Consider the following 19,760-nt stretch of genomic DNA (forward strand, 5'->3'; position numbering starts at 1 on the left):
AGAGGATAATACCAAAACACAAAATGGTGTAGCCATTTTGTGTTTTTAAAACTCTTACTGGGTTTGGTTTTCAATTCACAAAAGTGTGGCAACACTTTCGTGAATTGGTATAACCCGATCGCAGATATTGTATAGCAAAAAAAGAGTTAGCTAGTACAAACCAAAACCCAAGAATCGAGTGGCGGCGTAAAGCGCCGCCACTCGATTCTTGGGTTTTATGTCCTGAGCAAAACTTGCTTTGCAATAGTAAACTACCACTTACAAATTAGCCCATTAATTTTCTGACTCTTTCTACTTGTTTCGGAGCATTTAATTCTGTAAAAAGCGCGATCGCCTTTTCAAAATTATCATCATAACCATGCTCCCGCATCTCACGGGCAATCAGAGCTTCTTCTACTAATACCTTAGCCAGATCTAACTTTGATTCTATCTTTGTTAATATATCCTTCGCTTGCAAACAGCACTCCTTCGCCTTAGGTAGATCTCCTATATTTCGATATATTACTACAATTCTTCTCATGGTCTTACCTTCTAGAGGTTTGTTACTAGTTGTATGACTAAATTGCAAAGCTGTGTTGTATATTTTCAGAGCTTGATCGAATCTTTTATTCATGACGCTTATACATCCAAAATACAGGCAAGCACAGCATTTTGAACTGTCAGACATATATAATGAGCTATTTGTAATAACCTCATAAGTCTCTTCAATCAATGCTACCGAAGCATCATGCTCAAGATTCATAGCTAGTATGAAAGATCGAGCTAGTTGTGAATAAACAGTGAACCATTGCTGAATGCGTGGGTGATTTGTACACTTGTACCGATCAATATTGTCTATATACGGCCGAATCAGGACTAGCGCTTCGTCAAACTCTCCCAAGTCCAGTTTGCAGGCAAAAGCTTGAAAAACATTCGAGAGCAGAAAAAAGATTAATTGTGGGGAGTTGTTTTGCTCAATAATTTTGATGGCCACTTCCAACTCTATAAGGGCTTTCTGCGGTTCTCCTGAGAAGAAGTATGCGTTTCCGCGAAAACTTTTTACATGAGCTAAAACTGGGATACCTTGTTCTGGAGGTAAAAGTAATGACCTCTGTTCTATTTTATCTAATAACTCAAGCACCAAAGTTGGCGAAAGTCTTCCATAAAAAGCTATGTGAAGATATCCCTCTTTTATGAGATCTGTGTTCAAGAATATTTCTATAATTTTTTTGAGATCGTTAGTTGCTAAGTAGTGATAGCATGGCTCAAACGCCATCAGGAGATCTTTGTCAGTATCTAAAGACTGAACTTGAGCTTTCCAAAAATCAGCAGCGTTGTTATGAGCCTTGGTAAACTCTTCTTCATTTTGCTTGAGAAGATGCACCGCTTCTACCCGCACCAGTGGATGTAGTGAATATTCACCATTTATTACATCCAATAAAGACCGATTTTTGAGAACTTCAATAGTTTTGATATGGCTTTCTTTAGGGGTATCCCATAACTGACAGAACAAAGCCTCAATCGGAATATGGGGAATACTCTGATAACGATAACAACCCATCCGCTTTAGCAAGCCATAGGCTAATGGCTCCAGCTTTTCCAGCCGTTCTAAATGTCCAGCCACCAGATCTTTTAAATCTGCCGAAGCCAGTATATCTGCCCCGCGTTGTTCCCAGAAATTTGTAGCATTGCGATCGAAGTCCATATGGATTTCGCCACATAGACTGGTCATGGCTTTAGCATTTCCACCCAGTTTACTGTGCATTTCTGTCAATGACTTCTCATCAAAAAGAATATTGTTATAGGTGAAGTAATCTTGCCAATCTGTCTGACTTAATGACGGAATCGCATAGTTGTAAACACTGCGTAATCTAGACTCTAGTAAACGGCATCGACTGGTCACAATCGTAATGGATTGGGTTACGTGAACGGATAGCACACTAAATAGCTCTAAATATTGAGTATGCTCTGGAATGAACTTCCCATTCTCATCCAGCAAGCTTTCGATATTGTCAATTAAAATAGCGAGTTTTCGCTCCTTGAGTATCCTTCGTAGTCTGTCTAAGGTAACGGGAAACTGTGCGGAAAGCATTTCATGAAAGTCTCGGTTAAACCACTCGTCTAAGACGCTTTTAGCTGAAGGAATATTGGTAACATTGATGGACATATATAGCTCAATAACCTGATACCCGTCATTCTCTAGATCTTGCAAATATTTTTGAGCCACAGTTGTCTTGCCCTGACCGCCCACACCGTGGATCACAATTACTCGGTTAGCCTTTGCTAGAGCATTCAGACTTTCTATGGCGCTATCCCTTCCCAAAAAGCTGAAGTTTGGCTGTCCAAATGGCTGTTCTACTGTTTGTTTTTTTACCTCATTGTGTTTTTTTACCTCATTGTGTTTTTTTACCTCGTTGGGATCAATATCCAATACTTTGCAGCAGGAAATAAAGCTATTATCACTAATCCTTACTTTGCCAGTCCGAAACCGATTCCATGTTTCTGGAGACACCATCGCCTTTTCCGCCCAATAGCGATCGGTTTTATTACGACCACTGTTTTTAATAGCGACATTGACTTTCTCCACCCCAGTGCTCGACAGTCTAGACATAGCGAAAATCTTATACCCAATCAAGCCCTAGAGTAAATTTTACACGAACACAGTCAAGGAATTAGTCTTTTTTGTCTTTTTTGTCAGTAGATTTCAGTAAAACACTGAGACAAAAAAAACTGACAATAATTTCTCTCATTTTGCTGCTTTAATTGCATTTGTAACATCAGTAAATAAATCAATCACGTATTTACTGATGTTATAGCTGTCGCCATTCTTGTTAGGACATAAACCCCTAATAGTGAGAGGCGGCGCGAAGCGCCGCCTCTCACTATTAGGGGTTTGATTTGTCCTGATACAGGTGGCTATAGCTATAACGTCGAAGGAATTCCTGCAATGTTGAAGGATCGGGGCTGGCACGGGGGCACAGCCCCTACGCCAAATTTAAATTATTCAGGTATAGTCAATTCCCCCGTGGTTGCCCTGCATTGTTGCGATCGCTTTGTCTGTTGCGACAGTATAGGCTCTGATTCCTCTTTTAAACTAGTTCTAACTTATGATTTCCCAGCCAGCCTTAAGGATATTGACCCATGATCCATCAATTGCCAGAAATCTATCCTTTGCCAGAAATCTATCCTTTATGTTGTCTTAATCCTCAATGGTGGAACACTTGTCAGGTTTCAAAAGAGGGAAGCGTAATCTCTAATGATAACTGATGTTACGTGGAACCCTCATCCCCCAACCCCTTCTCTCGCAGGAGAAGGGGAGTAAAATCCATATTATTTTCTTGTTCCCCTCTCCTGCGGGAGAGGGGTGAGGGGTGAGGGCTTTACAGGCTTCTACCTAACACCAGTGATAAAGCGATTGTCACTTTATTGCATCCGCTTTATCAACTGCACTTAATGTTTATAGAAAATTAGGTTGTATAGCAGTTGAAGAATTCAGATTCTGTAGAGCTACATTCCATTACCAGTCCAACGTAATCTGACATCGCAAAAATTCTTTCCACGTAATATCGTCACCAAAACATGAATAATAACGACTATCCAAATGACTTTCCAGAATTCCGAATTATTAATTCATTCACTCTAGAAGTAACCCCAACTGCTCAGTTCGACACTTCAGGCTCCGCGTCAAATTCCGCAGCATCGCCACTGACCGTAAATCCTGAAAGCGAGATCGAACCTCTTATCCTGCTCGCTGAAGACAACGAAGCAAATATCCAAACCTTCAGCTCTTATCTAACCGCAGTCAATTACCGTGTTATCCTCGCCAGAGATGGAGAAGAAGCAGTTGCGATGACTAAGACTTCTTCTCCAGATATCATCCTCATGGATATTCAAATGCCGAAAATGGATGGTCTAGAAGCGATCAGGCTGATTCGTACTGACGAAACAATTGCCAAAATTCCGATTATTGCCTTAACTGCTCTGACAGAGGAACACGCTCGCGAAGGATGTCTAAAGGCGGGAGCAAATGCATATCTGGCTAAACCAGTTAAGTTAAGAACCCTCATTGCCACAATTCAGCAATTTTTATAGAGCATTTGCTATAGCACCCCAATGAAATGTAACGCATCCTTGGTAAACTACCGCTTACAAATTAGCCTATTAAATTAGCCCATTAATTTTCTGACTCTTTCTACTTGTTTGGGAGCATTTAATTCTGTAAAAAGCGCGATCGCCATTTCAAAATTATCATCATAACCATGCTCCCGCATCTCACGGGCAATCAGAGCTTCTTCTACTAATACCTTAGCCAGATCTAACTTTGATTCTATCTTTATCAATATATCCTTCGCTTGCAAACAGAACTCCTTCGCCTTAGGTAGATCTCCTATATTTCGATATATTTCTGCAATTCCATGCATTGCCTTACCCTCTAGCAGTTTGTGACTAGTTGCATGACTAAATTGCAAAGCTGTGTTGTATATTTTCAGAGCTTGATCGAATCTTTTATTCATGATGCATACAAATCCAAGATACAGGCAAGCAAAGCCTCTTGAAGTGTCAGACATAGATAATGAGCTATTTGTAATAGCCTCATAGGTCTCTTCAGCCAATGCTATCGAAGCATCATGCTCTAGTTCCATAGCAAGCATGAAAGATTGAACTATTTGTGGATAAACTGTGAAGAATTGCTTAATGAGTGGGTGAATGGATGAGGACTTGTACCGATCAATATCGTCTATATATGGTTTAGTCAGTACAATCGCTTCGTCAAACTCGCCCAATTCCAGTTTGCAGGCAAAAGCTTGAAAAACATTCGAGAGCAGAAAAAACATTAATTGTCGGGAGTTGATTTGCTCAATAATTTTGATGGCTGCTTCCAACTCTATAACTGATTTCTGCGGTTCTCCTGAGATGAAGTATGAGCTTCCGCGAAAACTTTTTACATGGGCTAAAACTGGTCTTCCTTGTTCTGGAGGTAAAAGCAATGCTCTCTCTTCTACTTTATCTAATAACTCAAGTACCAAAGTTGGCGAAAGTCTTCCATGAAAAACCATGTGAAGATGTTCGTCTTTCAGGAGATCTGGGTTCAAGAATATTTCTATAATTTTTTTGAGATCGTTAGTTGCTAAGTAGTGATAGCATGGCTCAAACGCCATGAGCAGATCTTTGTCAGTATCTAAAGACTGAACCTTGTCTTTCCAAAAATCAGCAGCACTGCTATGTGCTTTCGCGAACTCTTCTTCATTTTGCTTGAGAAGATGCACCGCTTCTGCACGCACCAGTGGATGTAGTGAATATTCACCATTTATTACATCCAATAAAGACCGATTTTTGAGAACTTCAATAGTTTTGATATGGCTTTCTTTAGGGATATCCCATAACTGATAGAACAAAGCCTCAATCGGAATATGGGGAATACTCTGATAACGATAACAACCTATCCTTCTTAGCAAGCCATAGGCCAATGGCTCCAGCTTTTCCAGCCGTTCTAAATGTCCAGCCACCAGATCTTTTAAATCTGCTGAAGCCAGTATGTCCGCCCCGCGTTGTTCCCAGAAATTTGTAGCATTGCGATCGAAGTCCATATGGATTTCGCCACATAGACTAGTCATCGCTTTGGCATTTCCACCCAGCTTACTATGCATTTCTGCCAATGAATTCTCATCAAAAAGCATATTGTTATAGGTAAAGTAATCTTGCCAATCTGTCTGACTTAATGACGGAATCGCATAGTTGTAAACACTACGCAATCTAGACTCTAGCAAACGGCATCGACTGGTCACAATCGCAATGGATTGGGTGGCGTGATCGGATAGCACGCTAAATAGCTCTAAATATTGAGAGTGCTCTGGGATGAACTTCCCATTCTCATCCAGCAAGCTTTCGATATTGTCAATTAAAATAGCGAGTTTTTGCTCCTTGAGTATCCTTCGTAGTCTGTCTAAGGTAACTGTAAACTGTGAGGAAGACATTTCATGAAAGTCTCGATTAAACCACTCGTCTAAAACGCTTTTAGCTGAAGGAATGCTTGTGACATCAATGGGCATATATAGCTCAATAACTTTATACCCGTTACTCTCTAGCTCTTGTAAATATTTTTGAGCCAGAGTGGTTTTGCCCTGACCACCCACACCGTGGATCGCAATTACGCGGTTAGCCTTTGCTAGAGCATTCAGACTTTCTATGGCGCTATCCCTTCCCAAAAAGCTGAAGTTAGTCTCTTCAAGTGTTTGTTCTTTTAGCTTATTGGGATCAAGCTCTAATACTTTGCAGCAAGCCACAAAGTTAGCAAAACTAATCTTTACTTTGCCAGACCGAAACCGATTCCAAGTTTCTGGAGACACAAGTGCTTTTTCCGCCCAATAGTGATTGGTTTTATTACGACCACTGTTTTTTATGGCGACATTGACTTTCTCCAACCCAGCACTCGACAGTCTAGACATAGCGAGAACCTTATACCTAATCAAGCCCTAGAGTATATTTTACATGAATATGCTCAAGTGAATTGTCATTAGCATACAATTAGCATTTTATTTTGTCAGTTTTCAGAAAAACATTTAGACAATAATTTTCCTGATTTTGTTGCTTTAATTAAATTTGTAACGTAAATACGTTAATCATTTATTTGATGACCAGTACCACCAACTGGAGGGCGGGGGGATATATCGCTGTAGAGACTAATAATCTCTACAGCGATATACCAAACTTCTAATCTAAGGTACTTCGCAAAGGGATAGATTAAGCTATCTATTCCAAATCAAAAAATTATCCGAGACAGTTAAAATTATGCAATTCAATACACTTCGTCGATTGGGTTCCATTTCTGGACGCACAATTGCCGCGATCGCTTTGTCTTCTGCTACAGTATTGGCTCTGGCTCCTTCTGCAAAGGCTGGTAGTACTGCTCTTGGTGCTTTTGGCGCAACTGTAGATGCTATTAATGATATTAGCTATGCTGCTAATTCGACGCCCGCTACTATTGCAAATCTTGAATCGACTTCGGGCTATTTATCTGGCCAATTAACTGCCCGTAATAATTCTGGTACTAGCTGGACAATAAAAGCGTATTCTACTAATGGCAGCTTGTTGAAAGGTAATACATCAACACCAGCTACTCTTAATTATACATCTGTGCCTTATACAGTTACCGCAACCAATTCTATTTCTGCCGAAGGCGTTCTTGCTAGTAAAGTAACATTAGGTTCATCACCATCTGCACCCACTTTGCTTTATACAGGTGTTCCTTCATATCTGTCTCCTGTATATATTAATATAAAGATTAATGCTACGCAATCTTTCACTACTGTTAAAGCTGATGCTTACACTGACACGATCACTTATATTATTGCAAATGAATCTTGATTAGATATTGGCTGACAGTACTAACTCGAAACCAAGTTGTAGTCAATGAAATTTGATTGATAGGGGACGCAATGCGTCCCCTATCCTGTTGATAATGGACTATTAATTCGGTGTGGGGTTTAAGACGGTCATTTTACTCGGATAAAAACAACGTAAACACGTCAATCACTAATTTAAAGACCTGTACCAAATAATCCGAATATAAGCGCCATAAAGGGCTACTTATATATTTAGGACTTACGCAAAAATGCCCTGAAAGCCTCATTTTGCCGTAGGGGCAATTCATGAATTGCCCCTACAGCTCGTTCTTTTGCGTAAGTCCTAATATTCAAAGAAATAAAACCATAGAGGGGACATTATTATGAATATGCGATCGCTAGTAGTCATCGTGCAATTGGTCATTGGGGCAAATTTGCTTGCTGTACTTCCATTATCTTCTCAATCAACTTTCCAACTTTCGCCAATGTTGGTAAATTTTCTTCCTTCTGGACAAAAAGCAACTCAATCTTTTTTGGTCAAAAATTCAAGCAAGAATTCGACCGCTATTCAAATTAGGATGGTGAAACGAGAAATGGATCTCGATGGCAAAGAAATTAATACTAATGCCGATGATGACTTCATTTTCTATCCGCCGCAAATGCTGCTCAAGGCTGGCGAAAGCCAAGCCGTGCGAGTCACTTGGGTGGGTGATGCTAGCCCCTCTAAAGAGCTTTCCTATCGCATCATCGCTGAGCAACTGCCCATCGACTTACCAGAAACAATTCAAACACAAGGTAAAACAACAGTTGCGATTAAAGTTTTATTTCAATTCATGGGATCTGTCTATATCGTGCCGCCCAATGTTGCCGCTAATGTCTCTCTAGAAAATGCAGTTTGTCAGGTGGAAACCAGTATCGATGGAAAAAAAGAAAATAAATTACAGTTAATCTTTGTCAACCAAGGCACAGCCCGCGCCCTACTCAACAATCTCCGCCTCACTCTCGCCCCTGTTGGCAAAGAAGCTAATTCCATCAAGTTAGACGAAAAACAACTCGCAGGTGTCAATGGCGAAAACCTGCTCGCAGGTAGCAAACGGCGCTTCTCTTTACCTTGTCCCGCAGGCTTATCCAATGAAAAGCTTTCAGGCTCATTCGAGTACGATCGCAATAATTAGATATTACAAAATATCCCCGAAATCATGATGTGTTGAGAGCAGTCAAACTTAGTTATCTATCTATTGCTGTTTGTTTTCCGATCCTGCTCACAGCAGACTATACGATTGCTCAAAATACAACCACAACAAATACTTCTAGCGATGACGCAACCTTCCAGCGCGTGTTTGGTCGTCCTCGCACCAATAATGGCAAACAGTCACTAACTGTCCCCCTCGTCATCGACAATCGCGAACAAGCCACCATCCGTATCACTTTTGTTTCCAATCAACCAGAACAGACGCGCCTCCAGTCCAGAGCCACATTGCAAGAACTCAAACCGATTTTGCGTCCCGAAGTTTTCAATATAATTGAAACAGCGATCGGCAATGCCGAAGACTTTTCGGTAGATGTCTTACAAAAAAATAGGATTGAAGTAGTCTTTGACGAACGCCGCCTTGCTATATTTTTGCAAATCAGCCCTGCGGTACGTCCTGTTAATGTCTTAGGCGATCGCGCTAATCTTCCACCCGAAGCCAAAGACGCAATCCCAGTCAGTAACTTGAGTGGTTATGTGAATATCTTTGCCAGCGATCGTTTTACATGGGCAAGTAACCAAATCGAGGGAATTCAGCGACAACCATTCTTTATCGGTTTGGATGGCGCGATTAATTTCCAGAATTGGGTTTTGGAAGGGAACTGGTCATTTGCGGAAAAGGGAAAACCTGAATTAACGCGAGGGGATATCAGGCTTGTTCGCGATGATCCTAACAATGCCGTGCGTTATATTGCAGGCGACTTCAGCTTTCCGACTACGGGCTTTCAAAGTGCGATCGCTGTTGGTGGTATCGCTGCCGCTCGTAACTTCTCATTACAACCCTATACAATTATTCGACCCATCAACAATTTTGAGTTTTTTCTAGAACGTCCCTCCAAAGTCGAAATCTATACTAATGGTCGTCTCGCTCAAACTTTAACGCTCCCCGCAGGACAACAGGACTTACGCCAGTTACCCCTCACCACTGGTATTAATGACATTCAACTCTTTGTCACCGACGATCGCGGACAAGAGCAAAGAATTAACTTCGCGTTGGCAGTTGACTCAAATCTGCTGGCTCCCAATGTGCAGCAGTTTGCCTATAGTCTGGGGTTTCCCTCAAAGACTCTGAATGGTGGACGTAACTATGACTTGTCAGCACCAATTCTATCCTTAGCACACCGTTGGGGGATCAGTAATGTGTTGACCTTGGGCGGCTATGCTCAAGCCAGTAGTCGTCAGCAACTCTTGGGGATTGAAGGGATTTTTGCCACTGTTTTTGGTAACTTTGCATGGAATGCTGCTCTCAGTAATGATCAAAATGTTGGACTGGATTACGCATGGCGACTGCGTTATGATTTTTTTAATGCCAAGGATACCGATCGCTCCTTCGGTTTTAGTGCTGCACAACGTGGCGCAAGATTTATTACCTTTGGCAATCAAGAAATACCGCGCAATAATACGGCTCTAGATTTATCTGCTTTCTATCGCCAAAAACTATTTGATGATATTGGTGCAGCCTTGAGTATTCAATACCGTTTTGGACGTGATGTTCCTAATACCTACCAAGTAGGACTAGATTTATCAAAATCCTTTAGCAATGGTCTATCTCTCGGTCTATCTCTATCTCAAAGCCTTGATACCAGTGGCGTAAAAGACCAACGCGCTCTATTGAGATTGAGTATGCCAATAAAGCTGGGATCGCAAACCGCCCAAGCTAGTACTGAGATTCGCAATACCGATAGCCCCACCCAGCAAGTGTCATGGAATTTCCGTACAACAGCGGTGAGTGAGTCCCTGAATGGCTCTCTCGATCTAAGTCGTAGCCGTGGTCGCGATCGCCTCACGAGCAACTTCACCTACACAGGTTATCGCGCCATTTGGAACCTTACCTCTGACATTTCCCTTACGCCCAATAACACCCAAGCTAATGCTCTAGTGAGTGTCAGGACAGCGATCGCTTTTGCTGATGGCAAAGTCGCTTTATCCCGTCCGATCAGTGATAGCTTTGCGCTAGTTGTGCCTGAAAAAGCTTTAGCTTCGCTAATAGTCGGAGTCAATCCCGATGGACAAGGGGCTTATCTCAGTCGTGCTGATAATTTCGGTGCAGCCGTAGTTCCCAGTTTGTCTTCCTATAATGTTTCCAGTTTTCTACTCGAAGTTCCTGATGCTCCCACAGGTGTAGAAACTGGTAAAGCTGTTTATTACACTTTACCAAGCTATAAAAGTGCTACGGTGATTCGCGTTGGTACAGATGCAACTGTCTATATAAGAGGGATTTTGACTGATGCCCAAGGAACAGCGATCGCCCTCCAAGCAGGAGAAGTGCGATCGCTCTCCGATCCTCAATGGCAATCGATCACGCTCTTTACCAATGGGGCTGGTAAGTTTGCGCTGACAGGTTTCAAAGTCGGACGTTATGAATTAAAAATTGGTTCGCAAATCCTCCAATTTGAAGTTCCTGAAGGGAAAGTTGGTTTGTACGATATTGGCAAATTAAAGTTTCCCGTCAAGAAATAATTCAATCGTTCTCGTAAGTAAGTAGCTAGGCATAATTAATTAAAAACCAAAACCCGTCTGATTTTTTGTAGCCTCACTCCCTTCCCAGTGAATAATTCAATTAAATTAGCCCATTAATTTTCTGACTCTTTCTACTTGTTTGGGAGCATTTAATTCTGTAAAAAGCGCGATCGCCTTTTCAAAATTATCATCATAACCATGCTCCCGCATCTCACGGGCAATCAAAGCTTCTTCTACTAATACCTTAGCCAGATCTAACTTTGATTCTATCTTTATCAAGATATCTTTTGCTTGCAAACAGCACTCTTTCGCATTGGTTAGATCTCCTATGTTTCGATAGGCTTCTGCAAGTCCATACATGGCTTTGCTTTCAAGCTGTCTGTATCTAGCTTTACGACTAAATTGTAAAGCTGTGTTGTATATTTTCAGAGCTTGATCGAATCTTTTATTCATAACGCATACAAATCCAAGATACAGGCAAGCAAGGCTTCTTGAAGTGTCATACATAGATAATGAGCCATTTGTAATAACCTCGTAAGTCTCTTCAGTCAATGCTACCGAAGCATCATGCTCAAGTTTCATAGCCAGCATGAAAGATTGAACTATTTGTGGATAAACAGCGAATAATTGCCGCATTAGTGGGTGATCTGTATATTTGTACCGATCAATATTGTCTACATAGGGCTTAGTTAGTACAATCGCTTCCTCACACTCATCCAATTTCAGTTGGCAGGTAAAAGCTTGAAAAACGAATAATTGCCCCATGAGTGGGCGATCTGTATATTTGTACCGATCAATATTGTCTACATAGGGCTGAATCAGGACAAGCGCTTCGTCAAACTCGCCCAATTCCAGTTTGCAGGCAAAAGCTTGAAAAACACACGAAAGCAGAAGAGGTATTAATTGTTTGGAGTTGATTTGCTCAATAATTTTGATTGTCGCTTCCAAGTCTATAACTGATTTCTGCGGTTCTCCTGAGAAGAAGTATGCGCTTCCGCGAAACCTTTTTACCTGAGCTAAAATTAGCACACCTTGTTCTGGAGGTAAAAGTAAAGCTCTCTGTTCTATTTTATCTAATAACTCAAGCACCAAAGTTGGCGAAAGTCTTCCATAAAAAGCCATGTGAAGATTTCCATCTTTCAGGAGATCTGGGTTCAAGAATATTTCTATAATTTTATGGAGATCGTTAATTTCTAAGTAGTGATAGCATGGCTCAAACGCCATCAGGAGATCTTTGTCAGTATCTAAAGACTGAACCTTAGCTTTCCAAAAATCAGCAGCACTGCTATGTGCTTTCGCGAATTCTTCTTCATTTTGCTTGAGAAGATGCACCGCTTCCGCACGCACAAGAGGATGTAGTGAATATTCACCATTCGCTAACTCCAATAATGACCGATTTTTGAGAACATCAATAATTTCGATATGGCTTGCTTTAGGGCTATCCCATAACTGATAGAACAAAGCCTCAATCGGAATATGGGGAATACTCTGATAACGATAACAACCCATCCGCTTTAGCAAGCCATAGGCTAATGGCTCCAGCTTTTCCAGCCGTTCTAAATGTCCTGCCACCAGATCTTTTAATTCTGCCGAAGCCAGTATATTTGCCCCGCGCTGTTCCCAGAAATTTGTAGCATTGCGATCGAAGTCCATATGGATTTCGCCACATAGACTGGTCATAGCTTTAGCATTTCCACCCAGTTTACTGTGCATTTCTGTCAATGACTTCTCATCAAAAAGCATATTGCTATAGGTAAAGTAATCACGCCAATCGGACTGACTTAATGACGGAATCGCATAGTTGTAAACACTGCGTAATCTAGATTCTAGTAAACGGCATCGACTGGTCACAATCGTAATGGATTGGGTGGCGTGATCGGATAGCACGCTAAATAGCTCTAAATATTGAGTATGCTCTGGAATAAACTTGCCATTCTCATCCAGCAAGCCCTCGATATTGTCAACTAAAATAGCGATTTTCTGCTCCTTGAGTATCCTTCGCAGTCTGTCTAAGGTAACTGTAAACTGTGAGGAAGACATTTCATGAAAGTCTCGATTAAACCACTCGTCTAAGACGCTTTTAGCTGAAGGAATATTGGTGGCATCAATGGGCATATATAGCTCAATAACCTGATACTCATTGCTTTCGAGCTCTTGCAAATATTTTTGAGCCAGAGTCGTCTTGCCCTGACCACCCACACCATGGATCGCAATTACTCTATTAGTATTTACTAGAGCCTTAAGACTTTCTATGGCTCTAGCTCTTCCTAAAAAGCTAAGGTTTGGCTGTTCAACTGTTTGTTCTTTTAGCTCATTGGGATCGAGATCCAATGCTTTGCAGCAGGCCGCAAAGTTAGCAAAACTAATCCTTATTTTGCCATTCCGAAAACGATTCCAAGTTTCTTGAGATACAAGCGCCTTTTTTGTCCAATAGCGATCGGTTTTATTACGACCACTATTTTTAATGACTAAATTGACTTTTTCCACCCCAGCACTCGACAGTCTAGACATAGCGAAAACCTTATACCTAATCAAGCCCTTGACTATACTTTACACAAATATAGTCAAGAAACTAGTCGATAGCAGACAATTGTCATTTTATTTTGTCTTTTTTTTGTCAGTTTTTAGGCAAACACTTAGACAAAAAGCTGACAATAATTTTTCTGATTTTGTTGCTTTAATGGAAATGGTTTTTTATATCGGGGTGGGGTTTGGGCGAACTGTTTTACTTGGGTAAAGCCAATGTAAATACTTTAATCACTAGGTTGATGATTGCCCTTGCAAAATGAAGTATCCCTGCTACTTCGACCGATATTTGACTGAACATCCGAGACATCAACTGGTAATCATGAACAAATTTAATCGCATTCTTCTGGCTTCTGGCTTGGCTGCAACCGCTTCTCTAGTGGCGAATTCACCTGCATTTGCTGGCACTACTGGCAAAGTTGACTTGCGTGGTACTGTTCCTTCTCTTCTAACAATTACAGTAACTGCAAATCCTTCTACTAATAATCTTTTATTATCATCTGGAAGCTATACTAATGTTAAAGTTGGTTATGTAACTGGAGCCTCAACCAACAGTGCTAATGGACTTAAAGTTGTGTTAAGTAGTACTTGGGCGTTAACATCGGGCAGTAATTCTATACCCATCACCTATATAGGTGATGCTCTTGGTACTACCGCTACATCAGCTACGGGTGGTCAACCTTCCCCAACTAGCGATTATACTCTCGTGAACACAAAGACTACTGCATCTGGGGCTGCACCTGATTCAAGTATTTTCATTGGTTATACTGTACCAAGTAGTCAAGCTGCGGGGATTTACGCGGGAAGCATTACTTTCACTGCTAGTGATAACTAACTAAACATCTACAGGACAAAAAACAAAAAATAGTTGTCCAAACATTCTTTTTGAGCACGAGTGTTTGGACAACTATTTTGCATCCTTTCCGAGATGGCTTTTTGAGTTTTTCTTGTTGAGTTATACATCACTGGTAATTATGAACAAATTTAATCGCATTCTTCTGGCTTCTGGCTTGGCTGCAACCGCATCTCTAGTGGCGAATTCACCTGCATTTGCTGGCACTACTGGCAAAGTTGACTTGAGTGGTAATGTTCCTTCTAATTTAGGAATTACAGTAACTCCTACGAGTAGTGCTACTTCTATGGTTTTTGTCCCTGGCAATAATACTGCTGATCTGATGATCGCCCAAATAACTGGTGCGGCAACCAACAGTTCTAGCGGACTTAAAGTTACTGTATCTAGTAGTTGGAAGTTGCAATCGACAGTAAAGTCTTCTGATTATGTATACATTACAGCTTTTGCTGAATCTAGCGGTATTGTGTATCAAGGGAGTGCTAGCATTTCGAATAAGAGAAGGCTACAAGACAATAACCTCCAGTCCAATGTTCCTTTTGACCTCGCTATCACAAATACCAATGCGGCAGGGGCTGCACCAGATTCAAGCCTGTACATTAGTTTTTCAGCCCCAGGCACTACCTCAGCCGCAGGTCTGTACACGGGAAGTATTACTTTCACGGCCACCGATAAATAACTAAACATCCTAACTACAGGACAAAAATCAAAAATAGAACGCCCAAAAGGACAAAAACTGTTATTCAGAAAGGATGTAAGGCAATTACCTAAAATCCTGTCTGAGTAAAAATTTCGAGTTTTTATCCTGTAGTTAACATCACTAGTAATCATGATCAAAGTTCATCGTATTCTTTTGGCTTCTAGTTTGGCGGCAATCGCATCTCTCATGACGAATGCGGCTGCATTTGCTGGCCCTACCGCCACGATTAACTTGAGTGGTACTGTTCCTGCTGCTTTACCAATTACATTATCTCCTGCGCCTGATGCTGGTTCTCTTACTTTGTCCCCTGGTAATGCCTATAATGGTATTAAGATTGCCGCTATATCTGGTTTATTAACCAACAGTAGTAATGGACTTAAAGTTACCGTAACTAGTGCTAGTAATTGGAGATTAGTATCGGGTTCTAATTTTATAGAATTTGGCGGATTGGGTGAAGCTCTAGGTACTAATGCTACATCGCCCACGTCCATGCGATCGCCCAGCCATTATGATTCTAATCCCCTGCAATTAACTAGAAGCTCTAGTGCTGGGAATGCATCTGATTCAAGTATTTTCATTAGTTATACTATCCCCCCCGATCAAGCTCCGGGGACTTATACAGGTAGCATTACTTTCACTGTCACCGATAATTAGAGCATGTTTGAGAAGTTTTTTACCCTCCCTAGCTCCTCCTTTCAAGGGGCTACGGTGTACACACAAGTCTAACTGTCTACGTTGCGATTTATTTAAGTCCCCTAAATCCCCCAATTCTGGAGGACTTTGAAAGAATTTTATTTTCTTGTTCCCCCAGAATTGGGGGCTAGGGGGCGGATAAATGTTGACTTAGCTAACTCTTTCTTTGACTACACAAATACACAAATATGAAATTACAAATTTCTAAACTCTGGCTGACATTATTTCTATTACTGGTAAATATTCAACCCAGCTTCGCCTTTAAAATTCTGCCCATTTCGCGGACATTTACTCCCATTGGTACAGAGGCAAGCCAATCCTACGATCTGATTAGCGATAGCAACGAACCAGAGGCCGTCCAATTGTCAGTGGTTACTCGTGAAATGGATATAGATGGGAACGAACGCTATACACCCGCCGATGATAACTTTTTGATCTATCCGCCGCAGGTAATTCTCCAACCCAATACCAAGCAAACCGTACTCGTGACATGGGTGGGCGACTCAAACCCAACTAAGGAGCTTTACTATCGCCTAGTGTCCGAACAAGTACCGATTAATCTCACCAAGCCTGAAGCTGGCAAACCAACCAAAGTAACGGCTAAGGTCGAGATTTTGCTGAAATATATGGGTTCTCTCTATGTCCGTCCTGAGAATGTCGAGCCTAAACTAGTTTTAGATAATGTCACTGTCCAAAAAGAAAAAGATAAACCCGTAATTGCGATTACCTTTAACAATCAAGGCGCAGCTAGAGCAACCTTGGCTGATTTTAAGTTAAGCCTTGCTAGTGGCGGTAAAACCGTAGCTCTCACAACTGAACAACTTAAGGAAATTACTGGTCAAAATATTTTGGCAAATCATAAGCGCCGCTTTGTGATTCCCTATCCTGCGGATTTACCACAGGGAACTGTGACCGCGACATTTGACTATAAGCAATAGATTTCATGAGTTTTGCCAGCCAGACTTTCCTTGCTGTCATCAGTCTTATTTTATTGATTCCCAGAGCCGCGCTAGCCCAAAAAATCGCACCCGATCCCCCCGAAGATGCGCTTTTTGAACAGGTATTTAAGCGTCCTCAGTCGCCACAGGGCAATCAGAGGCTAACCGTTTCTTGGTCAATCGATGGTCAATTTAAGGGGCGGATTCCTATTCTATTGGAGGCTAATAATCGCTCAAAAATTAGGATCAATTCCACAATTCTGCTTGACAACTTGAAGGAAGTGGCGCGTCCTGAAGTCCTCGACAAGTTGCAAGCTGGGCTTGATAAAGAAAAGAACATTGCGATCGATTTATTGCGCGAAAATGGCTTAAAAGCTATCTTTGACGATCGGAAATTGCAACTATTCATCGAAGTCCCTCCAGCGCAGCGCAAAGTCAATGTTTTGAGTTCGCAATCAGGAGATCCCGACGCAGCTAATGCGATTTTGCCGAGTCGATTTAGTGGTTATTTGACAGTTCGCGGTGGTGAGAAGTTTGTCTTCGCTAATACGGGTAACTCCAGTAATTCGGGTCGGCAACCGCTAAATCTCAACTTTGATACAGCTATTAATTGGAATGGTTGGGTTTTAGAAGGTAATCTCTCCTTTGTCGAACGGGCTAGTCCAGAATGGAAGCGGGGTAATTTTCGGATCGTTCATGATGATATCGATCGCGCTGTCACCTATGCGATCGGCGATCTGGGAGTTCCTACTGTTGGCTATCAACTCAGCAAACCCTTATTAGGATTGTCGATCGCCCGAAATTACAGCTTGCAGCCCTATCTGATCACCCGTCCTGTCAGTCAATACGAATTTTTTTTAGAAAATCCCTCCACCGTAGAAGTATTTGTCAATGGTAAACTGTTGCAAACTCTAGAGCTAAAGGCAGGTCAGCAAGATATTCGGAATCTGACCCTTAGTTCTGGGGTGAATGATGTGCAGTTAGAGATCACCGATAATGTGGGACGAGTGCAGCGTTTGGACTTTAGCAATGCGATCGCTTCAAGTCTACTTGCTCCCAATGCCCAGCAATTCGCCTATATCTTTGGTTTTCCCAGCATAACTAGCAGTAATGGCACTAGTTATGATTTCACATCACCGACTATTTTTGCCGCCTATCGTCAAGGAATTAATAACACCCTCTCAATGGGCGGCTATCTCCAAGCCGATCTCCGTCAGCAAATCATCGGAATAGAGGGGGCTTTGGCGACAACCTTAGGTAATATTTCTTGGGATATGGCTCTTAGTAATGCCGAACAATTAGGGATAGGGCTAGCGGCTCGTTTGGGTTACGAATTTATCAAATCAGGGGAAACCAATCCTTTAGATCAGTCCTTTGGCTTCACACTCGAACATCGCAGTGCTAACTTTTTATCTTCTAATTTGTCTTCCAATTCGTCTTCTAACTCATCGAATAATCTATCTAGCAATTCATCTTCTAGCATGAAGATGACTAATCCATCTCGGCTAGATTTCACCGCCAATTATCGCCAAAAACTATTCTGGGAAATCACGAGTGGGCTAAATTTTCGTTGTCAATTGGGACGCGATCGCCCTGACAGCTATCAAATAGGCTTAAACCTCAATAAATCCCTCGGCAATGGCTTCTCGATTTCGTTGAATCTCAGTGAATTGGGAGATGGGATCAAGCCTAAAGAACAAAAAATTTTAATCGGCGTAACTTGGTCAGGGACAGTTCCCCAAACTCAGCAAACGCTCCAAGCTGCAATGGATATAACGAATAAAGATGCTCCCACCACAAGGGCAAGTTGGACTAATTCATCCCCAAATTTAGAAGGTATTGGTATGGCTGTGGATATCGCCCGCAACCCTTCAAATGACAGTCTCACAGGTAAACTCAACTATCGCGGTTATCGAGGAGAATTCTCGTTATCCCAAAATGCTTTGCTTAATCGCAATGGTCAAACTACAAATACCACTCAGTTGGATTTCGGAACATCTTTGGTATTTGCCGATGGCTATTGGGGTATCTCCCGCCCCGTTACGGGTAGCTTCGTGTTAGTCACGTCGCACCCCACTCTGCAAGGTCGTGTAATTGGGCTTAACCCCAATGCGATCGGTGGTAATGCCGCACAGATAGAAGAAATTAGTCCAGCCGTTTTACCAGATTTGTCACCCTATCAAGTTTCCAAAATCCGCATTGCCGCCCAAAATTTGCCTGTGGGTTATGATTTAGGTCAAACCAACTATGCGATTTTACCCACTTACAAAAGTGGCACGGCGATCCGTATCGGTACTGATGCCACCATCTTTTTACGCGGTACATTACGCAACAACAAAGATGAGCCTCTATCTCAACTGTCTGGAGAATTTATTTCTCTATCCGATCCCAAGTGGACTCCCTTACAAATATTCACGAATAAAGCAGGAAAGTTTGTCTTAAAAGGAATTAAACCAGGTCGCTATGAGTTAAAAATGTTCAACGATCCCCCCGCCATCTTCTCCATTGACATTCCTGAAGGGAAAACTGGTGTTTATGACTTGGGTGCGGTGCGATCATTAAGCGATCGCGCTCCGATCCTCAATGGCAAATGATCACGCTCTTCAGTAATAGGGCGGTAAGTTTGCCCTGACGTTAAGTAAAGCCCTAAAAGCTGTGGCGCACGCTGCGCGTGCGTCACAGCTTTTTTCTGGTTTTATATTTAATTAAGCCCACTTACTTACAAATTAAAACCTGTCTTTTTTGTCAGTTTACAGAAAAAAATTGACTATAAACTGACAATAATTAGTCTGATTTTGATGCTTAGATTAAAGGTGTGTTCCTCGTTAAGTAAAATCCCTAAAAGCTGTGGCGTAAGCTATGGCGTATGCTGTGGCATACGCCGTAGCTTTTTTATGTTTATATTTAATTAAGCCCACTTATATAGCAATCCTAAATGAGTTGTGAGAAAGTAGAAATCAGGAAAATAATTTTAGAAGAGAAAAACATGACCGAAGAACTGCAAGAATTTATCGAGGCAAAT

12 protein-coding genes are annotated in these 19,760 nt (G+C 41.6%); 9 read left to right on the forward strand and 3 right to left on the reverse strand.

Going from position 1 to position 19,760, the window contains the following annotated elements; genetic code table 11:
* Nucleotides 1-265 precede the first annotated feature (265 nt).
* The gene (locus H6G05_RS20600; protein ID WP_190580998.1) at nt 266-2,590 is read right to left on the reverse strand and encodes a tetratricopeptide repeat protein; all 2,325 of its coding nucleotides are present in this window, start codon (nt 2,588-2,590) and stop codon (nt 266-268) included.
* A gap of 968 nt (nt 2,591-3,558) precedes the next feature.
* Between H6G05_RS20600 and H6G05_RS20605 the strand changes: the two genes are divergently transcribed.
* The gene (locus H6G05_RS20605) at nt 3,559-4,071 is read left to right on the forward strand and encodes a response regulator (protein WP_190581000.1); all 513 of its coding nucleotides are present in this window, start codon (nt 3,559-3,561) and stop codon (nt 4,069-4,071) included.
* 74 nt (nt 4,072-4,145) lie between these two features.
* Here H6G05_RS20605 and H6G05_RS20610 read toward each other — a convergent pair whose 3' ends face one another.
* The gene (locus tag H6G05_RS20610) at nt 4,146-6,425 is read right to left on the reverse strand and encodes a tetratricopeptide repeat protein (RefSeq protein ID WP_190581002.1); all 2,280 of its coding nucleotides are present in this window, start codon (nt 6,423-6,425) and stop codon (nt 4,146-4,148) included.
* A gap of 343 nt (nt 6,426-6,768) precedes the next feature.
* Between H6G05_RS20610 and H6G05_RS20615 the strand changes: the two genes are divergently transcribed.
* From H6G05_RS20615 to H6G05_RS20625, 3 genes are all read left to right on the forward strand, one after another.
* Entirely contained in the window at nt 6,769-7,344 is a 576-nt protein-coding gene (locus H6G05_RS20615) for a hypothetical protein (protein ID WP_190581004.1), read from the forward strand.
* Between the two features lie 361 nt (nt 7,345-7,705).
* On the forward strand, nt 7,706-8,497 hold the full coding sequence (locus H6G05_RS20620) for a fimbrial biogenesis chaperone (protein WP_190581006.1): 792 nt from the start codon (nt 7,706-7,708) through the stop codon (nt 8,495-8,497).
* Between the two features lie 29 nt (nt 8,498-8,526).
* Entirely contained in the window at nt 8,527-11,031 is a 2,505-nt protein-coding gene (locus H6G05_RS20625; protein ID WP_190581008.1) for a fimbria/pilus outer membrane usher protein, read from the forward strand.
* 105 nt (nt 11,032-11,136) lie between these two features.
* On the opposite strand, the gene H6G05_RS20630 is transcribed toward H6G05_RS20625, so the two are convergent.
* Nucleotides 11,137-13,542 (reverse strand): AAA family ATPase, encoded by a 2,406-nt coding sequence (locus H6G05_RS20630; protein WP_190581010.1) that lies wholly within the window; start codon nt 13,540-13,542, stop codon nt 11,137-11,139.
* Between the two features lie 337 nt (nt 13,543-13,879).
* Between H6G05_RS20630 and H6G05_RS20635 the strand changes: the two genes are divergently transcribed.
* The 5 genes from H6G05_RS20635 (at nt 13,880) to H6G05_RS20655 (ending at nt 19,332) form a co-directional block, all read left to right on the forward strand.
* A complete protein-coding gene (locus H6G05_RS20635; protein WP_190581012.1) occupies nt 13,880-14,392 on the forward strand; it encodes a hypothetical protein in 513 nt (170 codons plus the stop codon).
* Between the two features lie 139 nt (nt 14,393-14,531).
* Nucleotides 14,532-15,086 (forward strand): hypothetical protein, encoded by a 555-nt coding sequence (locus H6G05_RS20640; protein ID WP_190581014.1) that lies wholly within the window; start codon nt 14,532-14,534, stop codon nt 15,084-15,086.
* Between the two features lie 150 nt (nt 15,087-15,236).
* Nucleotides 15,237-15,761, forward strand: a complete 525-nt coding sequence (locus H6G05_RS20645; RefSeq protein ID WP_190581016.1) for a hypothetical protein — start codon at nt 15,237-15,239, stop codon at nt 15,759-15,761.
* Nucleotides 15,762-15,988: 227 nt separating this feature from the next.
* The gene (locus H6G05_RS20650; protein WP_190581018.1) at nt 15,989-16,738 is read left to right on the forward strand and encodes a fimbrial biogenesis chaperone; all 750 of its coding nucleotides are present in this window, start codon (nt 15,989-15,991) and stop codon (nt 16,736-16,738) included.
* A 5-nt stretch (nt 16,739-16,743) separates the two neighbouring features.
* Complete coding sequence (locus tag H6G05_RS20655) at nt 16,744-19,332, forward strand: fimbria/pilus outer membrane usher protein (protein WP_190581020.1); 2,589 nt, start codon at nt 16,744-16,746, stop codon at nt 19,330-19,332.
* Nucleotides 19,333-19,760: the final 428 nt, after the last annotated feature.

Origin of the sequence: Phormidium tenue FACHB-1050 (genome assembly GCF_014696925.1) — a bacterium.
Taxonomy (GTDB): Bacteria; Cyanobacteriota; Cyanobacteriia; order Pseudanabaenales; family Pseudanabaenaceae; genus Pseudanabaena.

What these genes read in the sequence shown, in the direction of transcription:
- H6G05_RS20600 (WP_190580998.1), bottom strand. Translation starts at nt 2,590, where the DNA reads ATGTCTAGACTGTCGAGCACTGGGGTGGAGAAAGTCAATGTCGCTATT.
- H6G05_RS20605 (WP_190581000.1), top strand. Translation starts at nt 3,559, where the DNA reads ATGAATAATAACGACTATCCAAATGACTTTCCAGAATTCCGAATTATT.
- H6G05_RS20610 (WP_190581002.1), bottom strand. Translation starts at nt 6,425, where the DNA reads ATGTCTAGACTGTCGAGTGCTGGGTTGGAGAAAGTCAATGTCGCCATA.
- H6G05_RS20615 (WP_190581004.1), top strand. Translation starts at nt 6,769, where the DNA reads ATGCAATTCAATACACTTCGTCGATTGGGTTCCATTTCTGGACGCACA.
- H6G05_RS20620 (WP_190581006.1), top strand. Translation starts at nt 7,706, where the DNA reads ATGAATATGCGATCGCTAGTAGTCATCGTGCAATTGGTCATTGGGGCA.
- H6G05_RS20630 (WP_190581010.1), bottom strand. Translation starts at nt 13,542, where the DNA reads ATGTCTAGACTGTCGAGTGCTGGGGTGGAAAAAGTCAATTTAGTCATT.
- H6G05_RS20635 (WP_190581012.1), top strand. Translation starts at nt 13,880, where the DNA reads ATGAACAAATTTAATCGCATTCTTCTGGCTTCTGGCTTGGCTGCAACC.
- H6G05_RS20640 (WP_190581014.1), top strand. Translation starts at nt 14,532, where the DNA reads ATGAACAAATTTAATCGCATTCTTCTGGCTTCTGGCTTGGCTGCAACC.
- H6G05_RS20645 (WP_190581016.1), top strand. Translation starts at nt 15,237, where the DNA reads ATGATCAAAGTTCATCGTATTCTTTTGGCTTCTAGTTTGGCGGCAATC.
- H6G05_RS20650 (WP_190581018.1), top strand. Translation starts at nt 15,989, where the DNA reads ATGAAATTACAAATTTCTAAACTCTGGCTGACATTATTTCTATTACTG.
- H6G05_RS20655 (WP_190581020.1), top strand. Translation starts at nt 16,744, where the DNA reads ATGAGTTTTGCCAGCCAGACTTTCCTTGCTGTCATCAGTCTTATTTTA.